The following is a 21,720-nucleotide window of genomic DNA, read 5'->3' as shown; positions in this document are numbered from 1 at the left end:
CGAGCGGAACCTGTGCACTATCCCATGAAAGAAATGCACCAAACTTATATTTTCGGAGACAAAGTGAGCGGAACCTGTGTAGGAGGGGGAAGTGTTGGTGAAACAACTATTCAGCAAAGATTTTCTTTTTCTTCACCTTAAAATTGCACTCATTTTTTGAAGGAATATTTAGAGATCGAGCGGAACCTGTATACCAAAAGTGCACCACAAGACCATAAAGGTGAGCGTAACCTGTTTGGAACATTTTTTGGTTTTACGTTCAAGATGCTTAATATGACTGGTTTTTTCAGTAACCTATTCAATTTGATATATGTGCACAATTGGTCCATTATTAACCTTTTTGGTGCAAAATGCGAGCGTAACCTGCATAATAAAAAAATTTAATTTTTTTTTCTTTCCCTTGGGGCTCTAAGCCTCAAGGGCCTTTTTAGTTTTGGTGCATTTCCCTTAGAGAGCACCATTTTTCAAAAGTCGAGTTCGATATACTTTATTCAACAAAAAGTTCCATGCAAGAAGTGGAAATCGGTGCAATTTAATTTAACTTTAGCTGTTTGTATTCAAGTATTAGGAGGAAGGTGCAAATCATGGGAACTCCATTGGCAGAAAATCGTAAAAGAGGCTTTCATTCAATCGTTGAAATCATGCAATTTATGACCCATGATGGCTTGCTTCTATACAAAAGAAGGGGTACACGCCAACCTATAAGCAGGGTGGTTGCATACGAGAAAGCTATGAGCGAATCTAAGAATCATAAAGGAGTGGTCTTCGTATCCCCATCCAAGGCCGAACTTGTGGAGGGAAAAGGCTACGTCGTGACCTCTTACGAAACGCTTCAGGAAAAATATCAAAACCTGTCACACTGGACACCCAATACCTACCGAGGTGGTACATACTATGATTTCAAAAACCGCATCATCAAGGGGCATCAGCGTGAAAACCTAAAACAAATCCATGTTATAGGCCTTGATATAGATTCAAAGGATGTGGATCTGTACGCTCTTTATCTTGGATGTGAGGAATTGGGATTGCCAAGGCCAAATCTCCTGCTGGAAACGCCAAGGGGATTCCAGGTCTTCTTTGTTCTGGAAACTCCCTTTCATATAAACAAAAACCAAGAATACAAGGCTTTAAGAGTGGCCGAACGCCTGTCGGAAAATATTCGAAAAGCGCTTAAGAAGTATGTACCGGTCGATACCGGATGTATCCCTTTCGGCTTCTACCGCATCCCAAGAGAAGACAATGTACTGGATTTCTATGACCAGCCTGCCAATACAAGCCAATTGCTTACCTGGTCCAAACAGTATGAAGAACAGGAGAATAGGAACTTCCTGCGTGTGGTCTACAACAAGAATGCACCAGCAATCGATCAAACATCTTCGGACTGGTATCGTGCGCTTATTAGGGCTACACATATCGAGAAGGGGCATTACGGCTCCAGCCGAAATAATGCACTCATGACACTTGCACTTGCCAATTATGCGAGTGAACGGCCAATCGAGGAAGCCTATGATGAACTGGATCAATTCAACAGCAACCTGGAACACCCCCTTAAGAAAAGAGAATTTGAACGAATCCTGAAGAGTGCTTATTCAGGAAAATATAAAGGGGTAAAACGTACATATGCGGAAGGCTTACTCGAGCTTTGGACAGATGGACAAGCTAAATTCAAGGGAAGGGAAGGCTGGTATAAATTCAAAAAGCCTCGGGAAGAACGAGTGCGATCCCATTATAAGGAGTGGGAAGAGGACATCATTGCCTACCTGGATACCCATACAAGCCCTGAAAATCCGTTTTTGGAGGCTTCTTTGAAAAACCTTGCAGAAACCTTTGGGATTCCCCTATCCACGCTAAAAGAGGTTTGCAAGCACTCTAGTAAACTGAAAAAGTTTACGATTGGCCGAGGACGCGGGGCAGTCACCAAACTAGCAAGCCGTTCCATGCTATTCCAAAACTTGTTGTTATTGCGTAGGAATTACATTCGCCAATCCCAGCTGACGTTTGCGGAATTGCTGCCCCATCCGAATCAATTTACTGCAACCCTTCCAATACCCACATTGGAGGCCGAATTGTTTAGCCATGAAGTGGACATAATATATAGTTCCGGAGCTTCTCCGCCGGATAAGATGACCTCTTGAAAATAATAAGCCAGTCTGCCAATACATATCTATAGTATCCTGCTTGTTGGGTCTTTAATAATTACTGTTCCTCTTTATTCTTAGTGTTTTTCAAGGGGCTAGGGTGTGAAAGTTGATGATCCTTCTTGTTTTATTAGGGAATGTGATGGTGTTTGAATGGGTAATTAAAGCATTATGGGGGAGAGTAGTAGACGTCTAGTTAACTGTTAGTTATTATTTTCATGCGTTATTTTATACATATAGGTGATTTAAGTATGGGTTTTTTTGAGACTTCATCTGTTAATCTTAGATCTCCAGTAATATTTAGTTGTTTTGGTTAAGAAATCTAAACTAGGCATCGTAAGTCCTTATTTTGTTTCATGAGTAGGTGAGTTTAGTATTAGATTTTAATTCGATATAGTCGATAATACACAAGTGATTTCCCAATAATATGGTAATTTTTAATCAATTATCTTTACAAACATTGCCAAACAAATGTACGTTTAGTAGACTGAAAATAAGTAAAAAAATAGCAAATAATATAGATTCATATACGTAAATGGAGGGGTAATGAATCTCTTTGTTATTTGCGGTCTAAAATGACGACCACCCCAATCACACAGGGGCTGAACACCTCCTGTTTATTCTCGTTACTCGCAGAAGACCTCGCCCATACTACGTAAACATAGCCGAGGTCTTCTGCTACTCAAATAAAGGCGGAGGTATTCAAAGTGTGATTGGGGTGGTCAGGTTAGATTTTAGATAATGGGGAGGAGTGATAGTTAGGTAGTTAAAGAGATATGAATTAAGTTCAAGTGATTTAGTTCAAGGTCAAATATAAAAGTTCAAAGATAAAAAAGTTCAAGATCTAGTTTAAGGCCAAAGGAATAAGAAAATGGAGAAATGGTAGGAATGGGAGATTAATATAGAGGGGTTTAATAAGGGCAATCTTATTTTAAAGGATTGTATAAACATACATTTTTAATCCATTCTTATTGTGGTGGTTGACTAAATAATAGCTTAACTGTGTTATGGATTTTTCTTAGTTGTAGTGTTGTGGCTGGTCCTGAATATATTTCAATTTTTATAACTTTAGTTGTGGTTTTACCTGCGGTTTTATTTATGAAAATAGTAACAATTTTGGTAAACTTCAAGAGGGAGAGTGGTTCCTATATTTTCTAGAAGAGGATGATATTTTTGGTATTGCTAAAGTACACTTCATTGAAAGAGAAAGATTTGGAGTATTTATCGTTTATTTTGAGGAATGGTATGGTGACGGCCAAACAAATCATGTTGAAATTCAGGGAGCCGAACATTCACCGTGTTTATCGCAGGCTACGAAAATTAGAAGGCCAAAAGTTTGTCAAGCATGAACGCATTGCGCATAAAGTAGGGGTTTATCTTGGAACGATTGAGGCCAGGAAATTAACGAATGTCCATGTAACCGTTCCAAATAAGGCAACGATCTACACCATGCAGCATGATCTTCTTATTACCGACTTGATCCTGTTTTACGAACTACAATCGGAAAAGCAGGCCGTTGACTTTAAATATCGGACAGAGAGGGAAATTCGTTTTTCTATGATAGGAGAAGGAGATAATCGAAGTAAATTGAAGGCCTACAATGATAATCGGGACCGAATTCCGGATGCCGTTTTCTTTTTTAAAGGAACGGATGGGAACGTTACGACCACTTGGGTTGAACTGGAATTGAACAAGAAAGATCGTAAGCGTTATGATTACAAGTTTAAAATGTTTGATGACATGCTTTCCGGTGAACGACAGGACCATCAGTTTTACTCCTACGATCAGGTGATCTATTTTGCGAATGACGTAAAAATTCATAACGTGATCAATCAGGCCAAACAGCAGTTAATTAATGCCAGCAAGATTACTGTGCGTAATGTACCTTCTATCATTTTGGAAGAACGTTGGGAAGAGGTGTTGCCGGTTGGAACCGATGGAAAGCCAGGGAGAGCCGAAGCAGACTGAAACCGATCGGATCGTTGGAGATCTAGTGGTTTACGGATTAATCGGCATAATTGGAGTCTTGTTTTTTCTTCCGGCCATGCTTGGAATGCTGATTTTTGCGATTCTTACCCTCTTTAAGCGGGATTGGATCTCCTACGTTATTCTTGCAGCCGGGTTCATCCTTTTGTTTTGGCCATTTCAAACAGGGCAACTCCTCAGTTATTTTGGATTGATTTCAGACATGAACATTCCTTATATGTCAGATGTTTTGGAAAGATTCCTCAATCAGGGGGATGCCATTGCCGTGACCAGTACTTCCTATCTTGTTTTACTCGGTTTAGCTTTTCTATTCTCATTTGGATTTTTTATCTTCGCCAAATACTTTTGGAAAAAGCAGGTGACCACCAAATCTGGAGAGGTGAAGATAAAAAAAGAAGAGCAGAAATATAAGGCTTTCCGCAAAAAACGAGTGAAGTTTTTGAATAAGAAGCAAAAACAGTATCGACATAAACCGTCCAAAGAAGTGTTTGTCGGGTACTCAGATTTTAAAGAGCGTGTAACGCTTCATTCAAAAGAGCTCAATTATCACATGCTGGCAACAGGTGGAACCGGTACTGGAAAGACTACGTTGATTGCCTCCCTAATGGAAGCGGCTTTGCAACAGGAAAAACCGATTATTTTCATGGATGGGAAGGGCGAAAGGAAGTCCATGCTTGAATTTAAGGCCTTGTGTGAAGCCTATGGCAGGAAAGTGTATCTATTTTCTGAAATGGACGATCTCACATACAATCCGATCAAGAATGGCACCCCAACCGAAACACGGGATAAGCTCATGTCGCTTTTTAGCTTTTCGAATGAAGGGGATGGGGCTTACTATACCGATATTGCTTCCCGTTATTTACAATTGGTGGTCAAGTTGATTGATGAGGCAGGGGTTCCAAGAGACATCAAGACGATTGCGAAATTAACCAATCATAAATACATGAGCGAATTTTTTAGGGAACATAGCAGCCAAGTAGAAATCGAGGAAGAGTTCGAGGTGGAAGTAGAGGAAGAAGTCATCGTCGAAGGACAGGCGCCACCTACAATGGATGACGATTTAAGCGGTTTTATAGCCAATGCGGAACCAAAGAAGGAAACGATCAAAAAAATGGTTGTAGAGAAACGGAAGCGATATGTCACAAAGCTTGAAGAGGGCATGCAGCATATAAAAAAGGTGTTAGATGACGAATTTCCGGAAGAAATTGTGGAGGGATGCCTGACACGATTGAAAATGCAACTGGGTGAGCTCCTGGAATCCGATCTTGGTCATTTATTTGTTGAAAGGGAGAACGGAATTGATCTTCAAAAAATTACCGATCATAACGACGTCGTCATTTTCAGCATTTCCGGAAGCCGATATGCCGAATACATTAAAAAGATTGGGAAAATGATCATTTTGGATGTAAATAGTTTGGTAGCTTATAGACAAGCCCAAGGGCGTAAATCGATTTTTGGAGTGTATGATGAGTTTTCTGCCTATGGTGACCGCAGGATCGTTGATATCGTCAATAAATCACGTTCTGCTGGCTTTGAATGCATTATCTCCACCCAAACGTTGTCTGATATTGATGCCATTGACCCAATCATGACGGAGCAAATCATTTCAAACTGCAATATTATCGCAACCGGCCGTGTCAATTCCTCCAAAGACGCCGAACGGATCGCCCAAGTTTTTGGTACGTATTCCGACCAGGAAATCACGCAGCAAATTGAAAAGAAATATCCCCGGATCCGTTATGAAGCAACCATGGGGACGGTTCGGGATGTAGAACGGTTCAAGGCGAATCCGAGCGAGATCAAGAATTTGCAAATCGGTGAAATTTTTATCAATCGTAAAATGGTAGAAGAAAATATGGGTGATACCTATTTTCGGCGAGTCTATGTTCGAAATGCACTAGAATTAGGGGGGATTCCACCAAATGAAGCTTCTTGATACGCTCAAGCATGCGGTGAAGAACAATGCAGACCGAGGGCGCAAGAAAGTGATGAAAGATGATAGGCGACTCAAGTCGTCGCGATTTAATGGACGAATGACCTTTAGCTTTATATTTTGGGTTGTACTTTTAGGGGTGATCTTTTTGACCTTTCTATCATGGTCCCGGACAGGCTTCCTGAACGAGAAGGTTAATGGATACCAAGATAAAGCCGCGGCGCAAATCGCGAGCCTGAATGAAGTGGGTTTCGCCAATTCACCGGCTGGTGAAGGTTATTCTAGACAGTTTATTGAAACTTATATCAACGTACCCGATGATGAAAAGAAGCGAGAAGAACGATCCAAGGCACTCCAAAGCTTTCTTGCAGAAGGGTTAGAAGTTGGACAGTTGGAAAACCTTTCGGAGTTTAAAGGGAAACGAGTTTTGAAGAGTGCTAGTTTATATGATGTGAAAGATGTTTCGGAAGCAGCTGCCAGTTATGTGTATCGTATAGAATATGAACTTTTCAAGAGCGTCGAGAAAAAAGAACAGGTGGAAGTGAAGAAGAAAAATAAAAACGGCAAAGTAGAGGTCGTGAAAGAAGAAAAGACCACGAGGAAAAATGAATCGCTAGGAAAGAAACAGCAAATGATTGTCGTTCGGCTTGGGACAGACGGGAATTCCTTTAACGTAATGGAACAACCATACTATCAAGTTCTTCCGAATGATACTCGATTGACGGCCATTGCCGATAAAACCGACCAGGCTGACAAGAATACTGAGATAGAGAGTGAACTTCAGCAGTTCGCGACACAATTTTTCACTTCTTATACGACGAATTCTACTGATGAAATGTCGTATCTCATGGAAACCCCCGAATCTCTTAGAGACCTATACGAGTATAAGGGCCTGGAAGGCTTTGTGGTCTATGACGGGGAGAAAAAAGGGCAATACATCGTGAAGACGCTGGTCCTCTTACAAGAGTCGAATACGGGGCTACAATCAAAACACCCGTTTACCCTTGTTGTGAGCAAGCAAAATAATAAATTTTATGTTCATGAATTAAAACACACTAAAGGAGGATGATTTTCATGCCAGATATTACAGGTCTTACAGATTACGTGTCGTCCCAGGTCGCGGCGGTCTTGTTCATTGTGATGGTTGTCATGATTGTTCGAGCTTTCATATCCCAACGTTGGGGCATGTTCTTCTCTAGCTTCATCTTTGCAGTCGTTTGCTATGTGATTGTCTCCAATCCGGGTGAATTCGAAAGCATGGCCAATGCCATTTGGAATCAAGTGAAAAGTGGAGGGCTTTCATGAGGTCAGCTGCTTATAGCTACCGGAAATTCTTTAAATACCCCTTGAAAATTTGGAAAATTGGAAAAAATGAAAAATCCCTCGTCTTTTCCAAAGGGATTGAGATTAGGCAAATCATGGTTGCACTCGTCCTTTTCAGTGTCTTCTTTCTTTTCAGAGGGAGCATTAACCGAGTCCTTCCAACGACGTTGCAGCTGGCTTTTTATGCCGTGTTGCCTTGGATGATCGCAGGCGCGATCTGTAGAAGCAAATTGGATGGTAAACGACTTGATCGTTTCTTTATTGGGTACTTCCTATATTTGTATACGAAACGATTTAGTTACAGCAGCCATAAACCCGTTTACCAACCACAGATGAAGAAAGCACAATCATACGAGCGATTCCAATAAGGGGGTGATCCCGTGATCCAATTTCCGATTCATTCTTATAAAGACAATGTGATCTATACGCATGAGATGGAGGCTTGGTCTTATTATCGGGTACATGAGAATACAGTAGGCGTGAATGAGCAGGAAGCGGAAAATAACCTGGTGAACCGACTTCAAAGGCTCGCTTGGCAAATGGCTGCCTTTGAGGAAATTGACTATAAAATCGTGCCGATACCTGTGGATATTGATAAGCGTATGGAAAGCCTGCAACAACAATATGAAGGAAAATATGCAGGAACAGGAAAATACTATGCGGAACGGGCAAAAGAAATCTTGCGTGAAGAAGCTAGAAATGTCGTTGAATACAAATTTTTTGTAGGCGTGAAGTTAAAGAAAAGGGAGCTGGATGAAAGTATCATCCGTACGTTTACATCATCCTTTAAGAACATGAACCGTTATTTGCAAAAGCTTGCCGGTTTTGGAGGGCATGAAGTGGACGACCTTACTGCCAGTATGTTCGAGGAATCCGAGGAAGATGCCTTTACGACCTTGAATCATTATCTAGGGGCCTTCAGGGTGAAAGAGAAGGAATTACGTTATATCATCCGTCATCAGTTCGTAAGGGGCCAGAAACAGCCTGAGGGTGACGGAAGTGTCTACAGCCTTACGGAAGGCATTCTCGATCCAGGGAAAGCCGGGTATCTCCATATCAGTCAACTGGATGATGAATCATGGTGTGCTTTCCTTCCTGTTTCAGAATTTCCTGTTGATCTAAGCCATAAGGAGTGGGCTTACTTTTTTCAGTCCTATCATTTCCCAGTAGAAGTCAATATGAGGACCATTTACAAAAGGAAAAAAGAGGATGAGAACCAAACCAATACCATAAAAAAGAGATTTCGCGATCAGGACGCTCAATTGATCGAAGCGAATGAGGATGATGACAGTTTAATCAATACGGGACGTGAGCTCCTGCATGAACTGGAAAATGAAATTAAAAACCAAGGAAAACCACTTCTTAGAACGCACATCCACTTTGTTGTATATGGTCCAACAAAAGAAGAAGTCCGAAAACGAGCCAGAAGGCTCAAATCAGATTTTAAGGATCAGCAAATTGAACTTGTGCAGCCACTTGCGGACCAACTCCTTTTATTCCATCAATCGTTACCAGCAGCCAAGATTATAGCAGGGGATTGGGAGCAGATCCTTACGCCTGAATCCTTTGCCGAATCCCTTTTCTCCCTTACACGAAAAATCGGAAATACCGTGGGATTCTATCTCGGTAAGAATTTATCGCATGATGGGGAAAGCATGGAAAGCTCTCCCTCTCTCGTCTTTTACCATCCGTTCCTAGCCCACTTGGGTTTAAAGGGGTCCAAGTATTCCTCCCCGCATGTGACCATCTCGGGACCGACTGGGATGGGGAAATCATATCTACTAAAAGATATTTTATTAAATGCCGTCTTTTTCGGAGCGAAAGTCCTGATGACGGACCCGAAGGACGAGGTGGAAAAGAAATTTAAGCAAGCCCTTACGCCTGAAATGAAGCGTACCGCCCCCTTCTTTCAAGAATTAATTGAGAGTTTCAACTATATCACTCTATCAAGCGAGAAGAAGGATGCTGGAAAGTTGGATCCACTTACTTTCCTTGAAGGGGAAGAGGCGCAGGATGCAGCCGTTAGTGTGCTTGAATACTTATCGGAGCTTCAATCGAATGAAAGGAATGTGAAAACGGCCATTTATAAAGGGGTTCGTCATGTCCTTCAACAGGAAGAGAAGCCAGGCCTTCTGAAAGTCGTACGTTATTTGCAGGCAGCCGAGGATCAAGACATTAAAAATGTGGGAGATCTACTTTATGAGATTGGAACAAACGGGATTGCAAAACTGATGTTTTCAGAAGGTGAAGTTGTCGGAATCAGCCTTGATGAACAGGTGAATATCTTGCAGATTCAAAATTTAAACCTGCCGGACGAAGGCGAAAGGGCGGCCACGAGGGATGAACACATAGCCGTTGCCCTCATGCAGCCACTGGCCAAGTTCGCAACGAAATTCGCGCGGGATGATTCGGTCGTCAAGATGACGGTGTTTGAGGAAGCATGGATGCTCATGAATACGGGTGCCGGGGATCGCCTAATCAATGAATTACTTCGTACAGGACGTTCCTTACGTTCTGCCGTTTATATTGTCACACAGTCTACGTATGAATACAACAAGCCGCAAATCAAAGAGAATATAGGCACGAAGTTTGCTTTTAAAGCGAAAACAACCGAGGAAGCTGGAAACATCATTGAATTCCTTGGTATGGAAGATAACAAGGCCAACCGGGATATGCTGAAAAACCTTTCGGAAGGCCAATGCATTATTGAGGATATGTACGGGCGAACGGCCAAGATTCAGACGGATGTCTTGTTTGATGAGTGGATCAGCGCCTTCAATACAAAAGAAAGTGATCGTGGTAGAGCTGAGACCGAGGAGGCGTTCATATGAAAAGAATATTCATCTCTTTTATTGCTTTGATGTCACTTTTAACCGGTTGTAATCAAAGCGCATCAACTTCTGAAGATATTTCGAAACTAGCTTATGAGTGGGAAAAAGCAAATTTCAATCGGGATTATGATTTACAGCAAAAATATATTTATAAAAAGGGGTCCTATGAAGCCTATAAAGGAGATAAAAAAATCAATTCGGGATTAAAGTATGAAGATATTCGCTATGAAATCTATTTCGATGAAGATTTAGAACAATATTATGTTTTTACCGATTTTAAAAATCCGAATGGTGAAAATTCAGTAGAGGATAATATAGTCCTTCGTAAAAAAGATGATGAATGGAAAGTTGATACCAGCGAAAGTTTGGATATCGTCCGTGAAGATATATCAGAGAAGCTTGACCGGGAAGCGTGCATTAACTGCAAATAAGGAGGGATTGGATGCAAGCCCTTAAACAAGGCTTTTGTTTAGTGCTGTTGGTTCTTCTCTTGCCAACATCGTCCAATGCAGAAGATGCGGCCCCTACTGTTCCGAAAAAAGAGGAAACAGTGGGCCGTGTGACTTTGGAAAGTAAGGAATATCCTCTCTATCATTATCAGATGGAAGCAGATATCGGTGACGGTATTACGGAAGCTGGTGATAATGCATTACATGCCATTAATCAAGGAATGTGGGGATTTAATAAAACGATTGCCAGTTTTACTTTATATTCCGTTAATCAGCTGATGTCCTTTGATTTAATTGGCAGCATTGTGGATGAAGCTGGAATCATGAGTGAACGAATCTATGAGGTTATGTCCGGAACGTTTTTATCCTTGTTTGTCATTTTAGTTGGGGGAACAGCTGCCTGGCGTTACCTTGTCAATCAACAAGTCGGCCATGCGGTGAAATCAATCCTTGGCGCCATGTCTATCATGGTTATTACTTTTTGGTTTTATGCAGATGCAATTGGAAACATTAAATGGCTGAATGATCGGGGGGCGGAGCTCGAAGGGATTGCAAGCTCTGCAAACGTTTTGGTCAGTTCTGATGAGTTCGACAGCAACGCTGCCTATGATTCGAAAGAAGGAATTGCGGTGTTGGAAAATCAACTATTTAACTTAATGGTGAAGCGTCCATATTTACTCTTGAATTATGGATCAACAAAAGAATCTGAAGTTGTAAGTGAAAATCCTAATCGGGTTAATAGTCTTTTGGAAATCAAGCCTCATACTGAAGAAGGCAAAGAGGAAAGAAAAAGGATTGTTAAAAAAGAAGTTTCCAATTATGACAACAAACAAATGTCTGCCAGTTTTAGCGGTGAACGGTTCGGATACTTGATTGTCACGATTCTTTCCACCATTGCACTTTCCATTCCAATCCTGTTATTAGGGGTCTTTAAGTTTTTACTTCAAGTATGGTTCCTAGCGTTAGTCATTTTCACAGCCATTCCATTAATTCTTTCTGTCATCCCTTCTTATGGTGAAACGGCCTTGAATCACGGGAAGAAGCTTGTGGGCGTATTACTTATGAAAGCAGGATTAGTCCTTTTGATTGCCGTCATTACTGGACTTGTCACTTTGCTTTACGAATCCGTAAAAGTGACGAATGGTGTAGAAGGGTATGTCTTTGTAGTCTTTCTTATCTGCATGACCATTTGGGGATTGTTCAAATATCGTTCCGAAATCTTTGAGGTTGCTTCTGCAGGCATGGTTCAAGGTCAGCAAGTTGTGGAGAGAGCAACAACCAATACACTTGATAAGATGGGGGATGCTGGTGAAACAGGATTCAAGGGAGCTAAAAGAATGGTCGCCAAAGCTTATAGAAGCCATCAAAATAAAAAGCGTCAAGAAGAATATCAGTCGAGAAAAGAAGGCACGGGCCGAAAGACCCTTACCCATCCATCCGTAGCAAACAGTGGAAGGTCAGAACATCGAAAAGTGGTTGGTGAGAATTCACCTCAAAAACCAGGTGTAGGAAGAAATCAAGGGCAACAAGCAATCGGAAAAGGGTCAATCAATACAGCAACCGGTTTAAATACAGGAATGGCCAACCGATCGGCTTCACGAAATGCGGGAGCTGCGATTGTGAATTTAAAGGATTATAAAAGTGAAAAGGATGAAGGGGCAACAGGCAAAGGACCAGTCAGTGGCCACCTTTCACAAAGTTCTGAGCATACGGTTTCGGGAGACCGTAAGCCGGGTGCGAACCCGCCGAATTCAACTATTCAAGAGAATAATAGAAAACCAGAACAACCTAAGCCTCCCAGGCAACGGACAGAGGGGGTATATGACCCTGGAAATCAACCTTCCCCGCATCGTAATCCAGCTACAAAAGTGGAAAGCAAACAAGAAGCGGCAGCTTCAAGAGAACCAGTCAAACACCTAACGCAATGGGAAATCCAAAAGAAGATTGATGCTAGAAAAGCTAAATTATCACCTTCCGTATCCGTCAAACGTTCGGAGGGCAGGAAACCCAAAGCCAAGGAGGCCGAAAAGGATCGAAAATGATAATTTGAGAGACGTGAGTAGTTATCATGACTGGTATGTTTGTGAACATACACACTCATTGTTTTGTCAGAATCTCTTTTTAGAAAGGAGTTCCTATGCAAGGCGTTTTAAAGAAAGGTGCAAAGGCCGCAGGAACCATTGCCATTCTCAAAAACCCTTTATCTTGGATCATTGCAGGCATCCTTCTCCTCCTTACATCGCTCTTCGGATTTGCCTTGTTCATTTCAATCAGCTTGGGCGGTGAGAACCAGCTTGAATCAGGTATGTCTGAAGGGGCAGGGGGAACAGCGCAGGTGTCTTCTGAAGTCATGCGATACGAGCCGTTAATCCGGAAATATGCGGAACAAAATGGGGTTGGTGAATATGTAAAAATTATCCTGGCCATGATCCAACAGGAATCAGGTGGACGTGAATTGGATGTGATGCAATCTTCCGAATCAATCGGGCTCCCACCCGGTGCCATTACCGACCCGGAGTATTCCATTCAGGTAGGCGTGAAACATTTTGCAGAAGTGATGAAGCAAGCCAAAGGTGATGTAAACCTAGCTTTGCAAAGTTACAACTTTGGAGATGGATTTATCGGATACGCATTGGAGCGTGGAGGCTATTCCAAGGAAGTAGCCACCCAGTTTAGTCATAGGATGGCTGCTAGGGAAGGGTGGAGCCGTTACGGTGATGTGAATTATGTGGACCATGTCATGCAATATTACAAGGTTGGAAATGGAAGCGTGGTTGTCATGGGGGACGGTTCGCAATCTTTTGATGTAGAGGAAGTTCATAACATCATGAAACAGTACCTCGGCAGACCCTATGTATGGGGAGGCAGGACACCAGCAGCAGGAGGGTTTGACTGCAGTGGGCTGTTGGAATTTGCTTTTGCACAGGTCGGCGTGGATATGTACGGGACAGCTCAATCGCAGTACAACAAAACAAAGCCGGTTTCAGAGGAACATATAAAGCCGGGTGACTTCGTTTTTTTCTCCACCTATAAGCCAGGGGCTTCGCACGTTGGCATGTATGTGGGAAATGGTCAATTTATCAATGCCAATAGCAGTGGTGGAACTTCTTATTCGTCCGTTGAAGAATGGAAAAACTTATATCCCTTCCTAGGTTTTAGACGGATCTAGAAATGGAGGTGCAGGGCATGGAGCCAACCCAAAAGAAAAATTTCTTGCTTTTAATGATAGTATTCATCATTGCTGCTTTGATTATTATGTACGTTTTCAGTTTGCGTTCACAGCTACAGGAAGTCAGAGCCAATCAGGGGAACTATGAAGAGCAGATTCAATCCCTATCCTCCATCCAAAACACGGATGCTTTAAAGGTGAACCGCCAGTTTCTGGAGAGTTTTTTCACCTATCAAACTACTGCCGAACGGTATAAAAAAGTTGAACCATTCATGACCGATCAAGGATTCAAAGCGACCCATCCTTCCGGAACAGAACTTCCAGATTCGGAAGAATCGGTGAAGTCGTCCATGGTGGGCCTGAAGCCATTTGAATATCAGACCTCTAAAACGGAAGCTGAATTTTTTAATGAATTTAAACTCACTACGGAATTTAACAATGTGGCTGCAACCGACACGGTTATCGTTAAAACTTCGCTCATTTTTGTGAAAGAGCAAGGATGGAAGGTTGATGATGTTGAGTTCATTGGTCAATTAACTGGACATTAAAAAAAGTTTGTTTGAGTTTTCCTATTACATTTACACCTACATTTCATATTATTAGAGACTTGGTAATTGAATTAGTATGTGTGTGTATATGAACCATTATTATGTAAGTTTTAGCAAACATCGGCCTCGTTTCTACATAAATATGGTATAATTACCGTATGTAACTGGCCGGGTGGGAGGTTGCCCTAACCCTATCTCTTATATCTAAGAGTGAAGGGAGGTGACCGCAATGGATATTCTAAAAGACGTACTAGTGGAAGTGGCTAAAACAGTTGCCAATTCGACAGTTGTTTATTTATTTAGCTTGCTTCCTGCTAAAAAAGTCCAAAAGAAAACCACCCGTTCTCTGTCCAAAAAGCACGGGCGGCCTTCTAATAAGCGCAAAATTTAGGAGCAACCGACCCACTTTGGATTGGTTACTAAGGCGAGATGTTAGCGCATCTCGTCTTTTTTATATATTCCACATTATAACATAAATATACGAAAAACATAAAAAAGAAACTTGATTTTCAATAGTTCTTCTTTTATTATTCTCTGGTTATATGGTCCTTTTCCGTTCTTCTTTAGAACCTCACGAGTAATTTCTTTACCTATCATTACTTCCCTCCCTCACCCGAAAAGACAGCCGGGGATGTCCCAAGTCTTCTAAGAAAGTAGCAGCATGTATTGGAGAAGGGCTTTTATTTGTACTTTTTAACCAAATCGAGGATATACAATTTGGTGACCAGACCGACCATATGCAGCCCCACGCCCCCCTGGGTAGCCCTTCGCCATATTGAAGGGTTGATGGATCTCCTCGCAGCCGTTCCTTTTATCTATCCCCACTTTTGAGACTTGCTGTCGCTAATATGCTGTGTGTACTGGTAGGTTGTATATCGAGTAGCCCCCATCTATCCTTCTATAAGGTCGTACTGTTGAGTTAGTGGCGTTGCTCAATTCCAGTTATACCAATAGATGGGGTGCTGGTTACGTGGGGGGAAAAGGCAGCCATAACGCAAAATAGCCCTTGCTCCAACTTTTTTAAGGCTGGTAAATAGATTCTTTACTCATCACCTCGGAGGTGGAATCATAGCAAGCAATGTATCCAAAAATTTGCGTGTGGGATGCAGAATATGTCAGCTTTACAAAGAAATCCCCATAAAAAAACCGAACCTAATTTTCAGTTCGGTTTTTGAAGATGAGACGTTCCAATGAGTGGCAATACATTCGGAACATGTATAGTATGTGCTCCGTGATCTTATTTTATTCGATTACAAGGTACTAATTACTATGCCATCGAACGGGAATATTATTCAAATTCAATGATAATTGTCGGATAAATAAAAACCCCCGTACCAGCTGCTTTATGGCTGATATAGGGGCATGCAATAAGTTTGAGATTAGTATGTCACGGAAAAGGAATATTATTCAAACTGTTTTAATGTTGCCAGAACACACGAAAACCCCCGAGATACTGAGGGACCTTCAGTACCATTGGGGGGATTGTAAAACAAAATAATGAAGTTAAACGGAAGGACTACATTCTATGTCCATAGTGAAGAATGGGTGACTTCCCAGAATTGGGCCTGGAACGGGCTATTGGAGAAGGGCACTTATTTGTACTTTTTAACCAAATCGAGGATAGCAATTTCAATAAGATCGGATTTATTGATTTTCTGTTGTTCTGCGAAGCTATCCAGCAAAGCACCAACCTCCTCATTTATGACAATCGTCTTCCGTACCTTTGTGCCTTTTTCTAAATTCACTACCCTTTGATACAAGTCATCTCCATGACTATCTTGCTGGTCGTTAAGAACATATCCTCTTATTAAATCTCTAAGAATCGCTCTTTCTTCTGGTGTGAATTCCATGTGAATCGAACTTTTATCTTGAGTTCGTACGCTATTCACATCGAGGGGAATAGGATGTGAATCCTTTTTCGTGTCGTGTGAACTTTGATTCACATTGAATGCCTGTATAGGTGTAGTCTGTTTCACCTTAGGGTGACTATTCTTCGATTTGATGAACTCAAACACTGATGTATAAAGAGGTTCTTCCCCTTCACCTACATAGTGCCAGCCCTTTTGACCAGAGTTTCGATACTCGTATCCAGCATTGTGTAAAGCTTCTTTTAACTTTTTCTCACCAATATGAACTTTCTCTTTTGCGATCTTGGCTATGGTATTTCCGGTTATCAATAGGTCGTCCAATATTTCCTTGATTTTCATGATTCACATTCCTTTCACACTAATATCACTCTTAATTCACCTATTCTACATTCTGCTGTGAATTCCCTCCGACATTTCAAATGGAATTACCAAATGTCCTCACACCATAAATTCCTGTTCAGTTCTAGCCAATGTCTTTCAAACGTTCTAGATCTAAAATTAGTTCTTTAATGTGATTTTGATTCCTTTAAAAAATGGATCCCCCCCCCCCCCGGCCATTGATGTTTTTTCTCTAGCTACCCTTCTGGAGAAACTACTAAGATGAACAACCATGCAACACTAAATCGAAGAATAAGAGATGATTGTTTTCTAGTAATCCTTGGAAATGAAAGCGCTTTCTGTTATAATGACAATGGGTTGGATGGCATGTGTGGCTGTCATAATATCTGGCGTAGGCGGGGCCGATATTGGAAGAGGACTTAGAAGAAAATATGTTTTTTTAGCTGAATAAAATCATACATAAATCATAAAAATGAAAGACGATAAACCCCTTGGCTCCCAAGGGGTTTATTTTGTTGTAACTGCGAACAACATCGCTAAGTTTCGCCGAAAAAACCAATAAAAAAGTAAAAAAATATGGGGACGCAAAGGGGATATTGATTAACATTTAGTGATAGTAAATATAAGATTATGTAGTCGTAATGCCTAAACTCCGTTATCTTAACAGCAATTTTTTCAACTATTTTAGTTGATTCTCTTGACTGGTTTTAGGTTTTTTGACTTGCTGAAGTGAAGCAATGAAACGGCTGGAAGGCTATAATTAACAAGGTTCTACAAAGATTCTGATAGTTTTCGCTATACCGTAAAAAGTAAAAAAGCCCAGCCCATTATTAGGCTAAGCAGGTTTACCGCAAGATCAATTATTGCTATCACTAGCCCTAAGTCCACCTTACTTGGAGTTTGGATTCGTAGAGACATCTTAAATTACTGAAAAAAGATTAATCAAAACATGCCCTTATAATATTTAATTGGATTATTCTTTTATAAAAAAGATTGATCATTTTTGTGTTCCTTAATCAACTGACACAGTTCGCCTATTATACATATACATCCCATTGCAAAGACAGGGGATGTAACGGCTCAATAAGGATGATCACTATCTCCACAATAACACTACTTAGCTAGGGTAGATTAATAGACTATTGACTAATTATGTGGAAAGTAGAACTTTTAATAAGGAAACATAATAATATAATATAAACATGTTTGGAGTAGATTAACTGATTAGACGGGATTAAAACTATAACAAACCATGAAAAGGATGTGAATAAAATAAGTGGTAGATAATATAAATGCATATGAAAAAAAAATCCTATCTCAAAATGGAGAAGACGGAGTACTTGAGGAACTATTTAATCGGATAGGTACTACAAATAAATTTTTTGTGGAATTTGGAGTAGAAGAGGGAATTGAATGTAACACTTCTTATCTCTCCATGTATAAACAGTGGAGTGGATTATTAATTGAAGGAAGTACTGAATCTTATACTAGATTAGTAAACAACTATAAAAGTAAAGGACTACATCAAGTTGTTTTAGTCCAAGATTTTATTACAAAAGAAAACATAGGTAAGTTGTTTAAAACAAATAATGTACCAACTGAATTTGATCTATTGTCCATTGATATAGATGGAAACGATTATTGGGTTTGGAAAGAACTTGGTAATTATAAACCGAGAGTTGTTGTAATAGAGTATAATGCTGCTTTTTCACCACCAAAAAAGTGGGTGATGCAATATAACCCTACACATTATTGGAATGGAACAGATTATTTTGGAGCAAGTCTTACCTCTTTAACCGCATTAGGAAAACAAATGGGATATGGACTTCTTGGTACAGATTCAAATGGTGTGAATGCCTTTTTTTTAAGAAAAGACCTTATTCAACAATCAGGATTTGCGGAAAAAACACCTGAAGACGCATACAATTCATTAAAATATGGATGGTATAATGGGAAAAATGGACATCCACCAGGATCTGGTCCATTTCTAGAGATATAAAAAAGAATTAGAATTAGACATTTTGATCTTTATGTTATCTGTGCATCAGTTACTGTAGTAGACGATAAACCCCTTGGCCCACAAGTGGTTTATTTTGTTGTAACTGCGAACAACATCGCTAAGTTTCGTCGGAAAAACCAATAAAATAGGGGGACGCAAAGGGGACATTGATTAACATTTAGTGATATCACTAAATAACTGTTTTTTTATTATCATTTAAGACCCATGTCAGCCCACCTGAAAGAAATTAACGATATCATGTAAAACACTAGGCTTTGCCTAGGATATCACCCTCGGTGATATCAGTTTTTCCTTATGCTCTTTCTCTCTTTTCTCACTCTTCCCAGAACTTCATAGCTTTTTTATCATCGGTATAAACAGTTACGTGTTTTTGTTTCGTTAAGTTTTGATAAGGTTCGCCTTCGCCAGTTAATTTACGAAGCTCTTCATGCTGTTTTTCAACCCGATTTAACAGCTTATTTAATTCAGGAAAATCAATTTTTTCTTTCTTCATATCATCACTCCTTTAACAACACAATTTATCAAATCCTTAAGGCTTTTTAAAACCCATTAAAGACTTTTAGCCGTCAAAAACCTTTTCAATACGAGGGTGTATTTATTCTAACAAATATCAGAATTTGAATAATAATTTCCGTTCGATGGCATATTAATTACTACCTTGTATTGTTAACTGCAAATACCCTTGTATCAGCCATAAAGCAGCTGGTATGAGGGTATTCTTATTTCTGACCTTTATCCTCCCATAGAAGAATAGAAAGAAATAGAAGGAGAGAGAACAGGCTAAGCAGGTTTACCACAACGTTCCGGGCGAGTAACAGAATCCTTTACTAGGACATAAGATATATTCCTTTTAATAACTTCATTATTTTGTTTTAGAATCCCCGAGTGCTGCCAAGTTCCCTCAGTACTTGGGGATTTTCGTGTGTAAAAGGTTTTTGAATATTGGTTTCGTGGCATACTAAGTTTAAACTTATTGCAAATGCCCCTGTATCAATCCGTAAAAAAGCTGGTACGGGGGTATTCTTATTTGTCCTACCCCCCATAGAAAGAGCATAAGGAAAAACTGTCCCCAACTACGTTGTGGTCCTAGGCAAAGCCTAGTGTTTTAATGGGTACATGAATTATTTACAGGTGGGCTGACATGGGACACCTGTTTTTTCTCAAGTGGGCTGATATGGGACTGACTATTTTTCTTAAAGTAACGTTCTTGCCGAAATGCATAAAATCGCTTTAAGAAAATTAAGATATGTTTTTATTGAGATATGCTAATTATAATGTCCTTTTACATTTATCTTTAACTTCACTAATTTTGGGCTCTTTACTATTTTTCCTGCTAATCTCCATAAAGAATATAAAAAAGGGTATCCTTTCCGAAGCTATGTATTATGAGATAGGTTTAATAAAGACAGTTACAAGTCCAATACTTATTCATCGCCGTCACCTTTTTTTATGTTAGAAGTCTTAATTCCACGTGATGTAGGAGGCAGTGGCCTTTGATTATCGCCTTCCCTTTTCAGGTTATTATTGGAGCTTACAAATTTGGGTCTGTATTTAAACGCCCACATTGGTCTCCTGAAGAACGTATCGCCTAGTCCTTCCGGGTTAAGTGGAGCAAGTGGTGACATATAAGGAACTCCGAATGAACGCAGGCTACATAAATGAACTAGGATGACAAAAAAGAATAAATTCATACCATAAAAACCCATTGTACCTGCGCAAATGATAAATACGAACCGCAGCAGGCGAGCAGCAGTTGCCATGGTATAGGAAGGGGTCGCAAAACTTGCAATGGCCGTGATCGATACGATGATGACCATTGCCGGTGATACAATTCCAGCCTGAACTGCCGCCTGCCCAATCACCAGAGCACCAACAATGGACATAGTCGCCCCAATGGCTTTGGGCATCCTAAGGCTTGCTTCTCGTAAAAGTTCAAATGTTATTTCCATGATGAATGCTTCGATAACTGCCGGAAAAGGAACGGAATCCCGTTGTGCTGCAAGAATGACGAGCAGCTTTGTAGGAATCATTTCTTGATGATACGTTGTAGCTGCTACATAGACAGACGGGGCAATTAGCGAAATAAAGAAAATAGAAATACGTAAAAAACGTATAGCTGAGGCTATATCAAAGCGAGCATAGTAGTCCTCGACAGATTGAAAGAACTGAATAAATAACGCAGGCGCCACCAAGACAAAAGGCGTTCCGTTAACAAAAATGGCTACCCTTCCTTCAAGGAGATTGCCAGCGACCTTATCCGGTCTCTCCGTATGATCCAGGGTGGGGAATGGGGTCATGACCTGATCTTCTAGCAATTGTTCAATATATCCTGATTCAAGAATACTATCGATATTTATTCCTTTTAGACGCTCTTTGACCTCTTCGACGATTCCTTTTTTTGCAATCCCATTTATATACATAATGGAAACATCCGTCTTTGTCACAGTGCCTATTTTCATCGACTCTATCCATAAATCCGGACTGTTAATGATGCGGCGTACCAGGGCAATGTTTGTTGCATTCGATTCAGTAAACCCTTCTCTTGACCCACGGACCACCGAATTTGTGCTTGGTTCCTGGACAGAACGCCTTTCTCCCCCTTTTGTACTGGCAACCAGGGCTATGTTTATGCCGTCAACAAAAATGATGCTATCCCCTGATAATAATGATAAAAATAATTTTTCCCAGTCCATGACGGTTTCTACACCGCCGACTGAAACCACATCTTCAGAGATCACGTCGAGCGCTTCATGTGGAAGTAGCCTTTCTTTTAGATGAGGATTTTTCATGATGGATTCAATTAAAAAGTCCGTAACGCTTGGAGTATCAATCAGACCCTGCACATACAAAATAGTCGTTTTAATCTCAGGATTTTGACTGATTTTCAACGTTCGGATAATAATGTCGGGGCTATTACCCGTTTTCTGCTTCACCTTCCAGATTGGCTGAGATGGAGCTGTCAATAAGTTCAGGTGTTTTACTTTTAGATTGGTATTTTTCATCAATCTTTCGCTTCTCACGTGTCTTCATTTGTCCTTTTTGTTTGAAAAAAGAAACCATAGCAGCACCAGACCTCTTACTTTCCTTTTTCTTTCTATTCTGTCCCAAAAAAATTC

General features: G+C 40.5%; 15 protein-coding genes and 1 pseudogene. 13 read left to right on the top strand and 3 right to left on the bottom strand.

All coding sequences use genetic code 11. The annotated features are described in order from the left end of the window. Nucleotides 1-584 precede the first annotated feature (584 nt). The 12 genes from AC2YHV_RS20980 (at nucleotide 585) to AC2YHV_RS20925 (ending at nucleotide 14,768) form a co-directional block, all read left to right on the top strand. Nucleotides 585-2,135: a primase C-terminal domain-containing protein gene (locus AC2YHV_RS20980; RefSeq protein WP_487374020.1), complete on the top strand. Its 1,551-nt coding sequence runs from the start codon at nucleotides 585-587 to the stop codon at nucleotides 2,133-2,135. Between the two features lie 1,176 nt (nucleotides 2,136-3,311). Continuing rightward, the gene (locus AC2YHV_RS20975) at nucleotides 3,312-4,106 is read left to right on the top strand and encodes a hypothetical protein (protein ID WP_487374019.1); all 795 of its coding nucleotides are present in this window, start codon (nucleotides 3,312-3,314) and stop codon (nucleotides 4,104-4,106) included. Then, on the top strand, nucleotides 4,075-6,060 hold the full coding sequence (locus AC2YHV_RS20970; protein ID WP_487374107.1) for a type IV secretion system DNA-binding domain-containing protein: 1,986 nt from the start codon (nucleotides 4,075-4,077) through the stop codon (nucleotides 6,058-6,060). Before AC2YHV_RS20975 ends, AC2YHV_RS20970 begins: the two co-directional genes overlap by 32 nt. After that, nucleotides 6,047-7,126 (top strand): conjugal transfer protein, encoded by a 1,080-nt coding sequence (locus AC2YHV_RS20965; RefSeq protein ID WP_487374018.1) that lies wholly within the window; start codon nucleotides 6,047-6,049, stop codon nucleotides 7,124-7,126. Before AC2YHV_RS20970 ends, AC2YHV_RS20965 begins: the two co-directional genes overlap by 14 nt. A gap of 5 nt (nucleotides 7,127-7,131) precedes the next feature. Next, a complete protein-coding gene (locus AC2YHV_RS20960) occupies nucleotides 7,132-7,362 on the top strand; it encodes a TcpD family membrane protein (protein WP_016236199.1) in 231 nt (76 codons plus the stop codon). Further along, a complete protein-coding gene (locus tag AC2YHV_RS20955; RefSeq protein WP_487374017.1) occupies nucleotides 7,359-7,748 on the top strand; it encodes a TcpE family conjugal transfer membrane protein in 390 nt (129 codons plus the stop codon). The genes AC2YHV_RS20960 and AC2YHV_RS20955 overlap by 4 nt, the downstream gene beginning before the upstream one ends. 12 nt (nucleotides 7,749-7,760) lie before the next feature. After that, nucleotides 7,761-10,211, top strand: coding sequence for an ATP-binding protein (locus tag AC2YHV_RS20950; protein ID WP_487374016.1), 2,451 nt, complete (start codon nucleotides 7,761-7,763; stop codon nucleotides 10,209-10,211). Continuing rightward, the gene (locus tag AC2YHV_RS20945; RefSeq protein ID WP_487374015.1) at nucleotides 10,208-10,642 is read left to right on the top strand and encodes a hypothetical protein; all 435 of its coding nucleotides are present in this window, start codon (nucleotides 10,208-10,210) and stop codon (nucleotides 10,640-10,642) included. Before AC2YHV_RS20950 ends, AC2YHV_RS20945 begins: the two co-directional genes overlap by 4 nt. Nucleotides 10,643-10,653: 11 nt before the next feature. Beyond that, nucleotides 10,654-12,702, top strand: a complete 2,049-nt coding sequence (locus tag AC2YHV_RS20940; RefSeq protein WP_487374014.1) for a CD3337/EF1877 family mobilome membrane protein — start codon at nucleotides 10,654-10,656, stop codon at nucleotides 12,700-12,702. Nucleotides 12,703-12,797: 95 nt separating this feature from the next. Then, complete coding sequence (locus tag AC2YHV_RS20935; RefSeq protein ID WP_487374013.1) at nucleotides 12,798-13,829, top strand: bifunctional lytic transglycosylase/C40 family peptidase; 1,032 nt, start codon at nucleotides 12,798-12,800, stop codon at nucleotides 13,827-13,829. Between the two features lie 17 nt (nucleotides 13,830-13,846). Next, nucleotides 13,847-14,377 carry a hypothetical protein gene (locus AC2YHV_RS20930; RefSeq protein WP_487374012.1) on the top strand — a complete coding sequence of 177 codons (531 nt, stop codon included), beginning with the start codon at nucleotides 13,847-13,849 and terminating at the stop codon, nucleotides 14,375-14,377. 229 nt (nucleotides 14,378-14,606) lie between these two features. Then, nucleotides 14,607-14,768, top strand: a complete 162-nt coding sequence (locus AC2YHV_RS20925) for a hypothetical protein (protein ID WP_016236194.1) — start codon at nucleotides 14,607-14,609, stop codon at nucleotides 14,766-14,768. Between the two features lie 1,201 nt (nucleotides 14,769-15,969). On the opposite strand, the gene AC2YHV_RS20920 is transcribed toward AC2YHV_RS20925, so the two are convergent. After that, nucleotides 15,970-16,584 (bottom strand): ribbon-helix-helix domain-containing protein, encoded by a 615-nt coding sequence (locus AC2YHV_RS20920; RefSeq protein ID WP_487374011.1) that lies wholly within the window; start codon nucleotides 16,582-16,584, stop codon nucleotides 15,970-15,972. A 1,276-nt stretch (nucleotides 16,585-17,860) separates the two neighbouring features. Between AC2YHV_RS20920 and AC2YHV_RS20915 the strand changes: the two genes are divergently transcribed. Beyond that, on the top strand, nucleotides 17,861-18,583 hold the full coding sequence (locus tag AC2YHV_RS20915; RefSeq protein WP_487374010.1) for a hypothetical protein: 723 nt from the start codon (nucleotides 17,861-17,863) through the stop codon (nucleotides 18,581-18,583). A 334-nt stretch (nucleotides 18,584-18,917) separates the two neighbouring features. On the opposite strand, the gene AC2YHV_RS20910 is transcribed toward AC2YHV_RS20915, so the two are convergent. Both AC2YHV_RS20910 and AC2YHV_RS20905 read right to left on the bottom strand, forming a co-directional pair. Then, nucleotides 18,918-19,097: a hypothetical protein gene (locus AC2YHV_RS20910; protein ID WP_487374009.1), complete on the bottom strand. Its 180-nt coding sequence runs from the start codon at nucleotides 19,095-19,097 to the stop codon at nucleotides 18,918-18,920. 931 nt (nucleotides 19,098-20,028) lie between these two features. Further along, nucleotides 20,029-21,664, bottom strand: a pseudogene (locus tag AC2YHV_RS20905) (spore germination protein). Nucleotides 21,665-21,720 lie beyond the last annotated feature (56 nt).

It is taken from the genome of Peribacillus sp. SRI_006 (assembly GCF_057586375.1).
The sequence above is the reverse complement of the archived record's forward strand: the minus strand, read 5'-3'. Positions and strand labels throughout refer to the sequence as shown.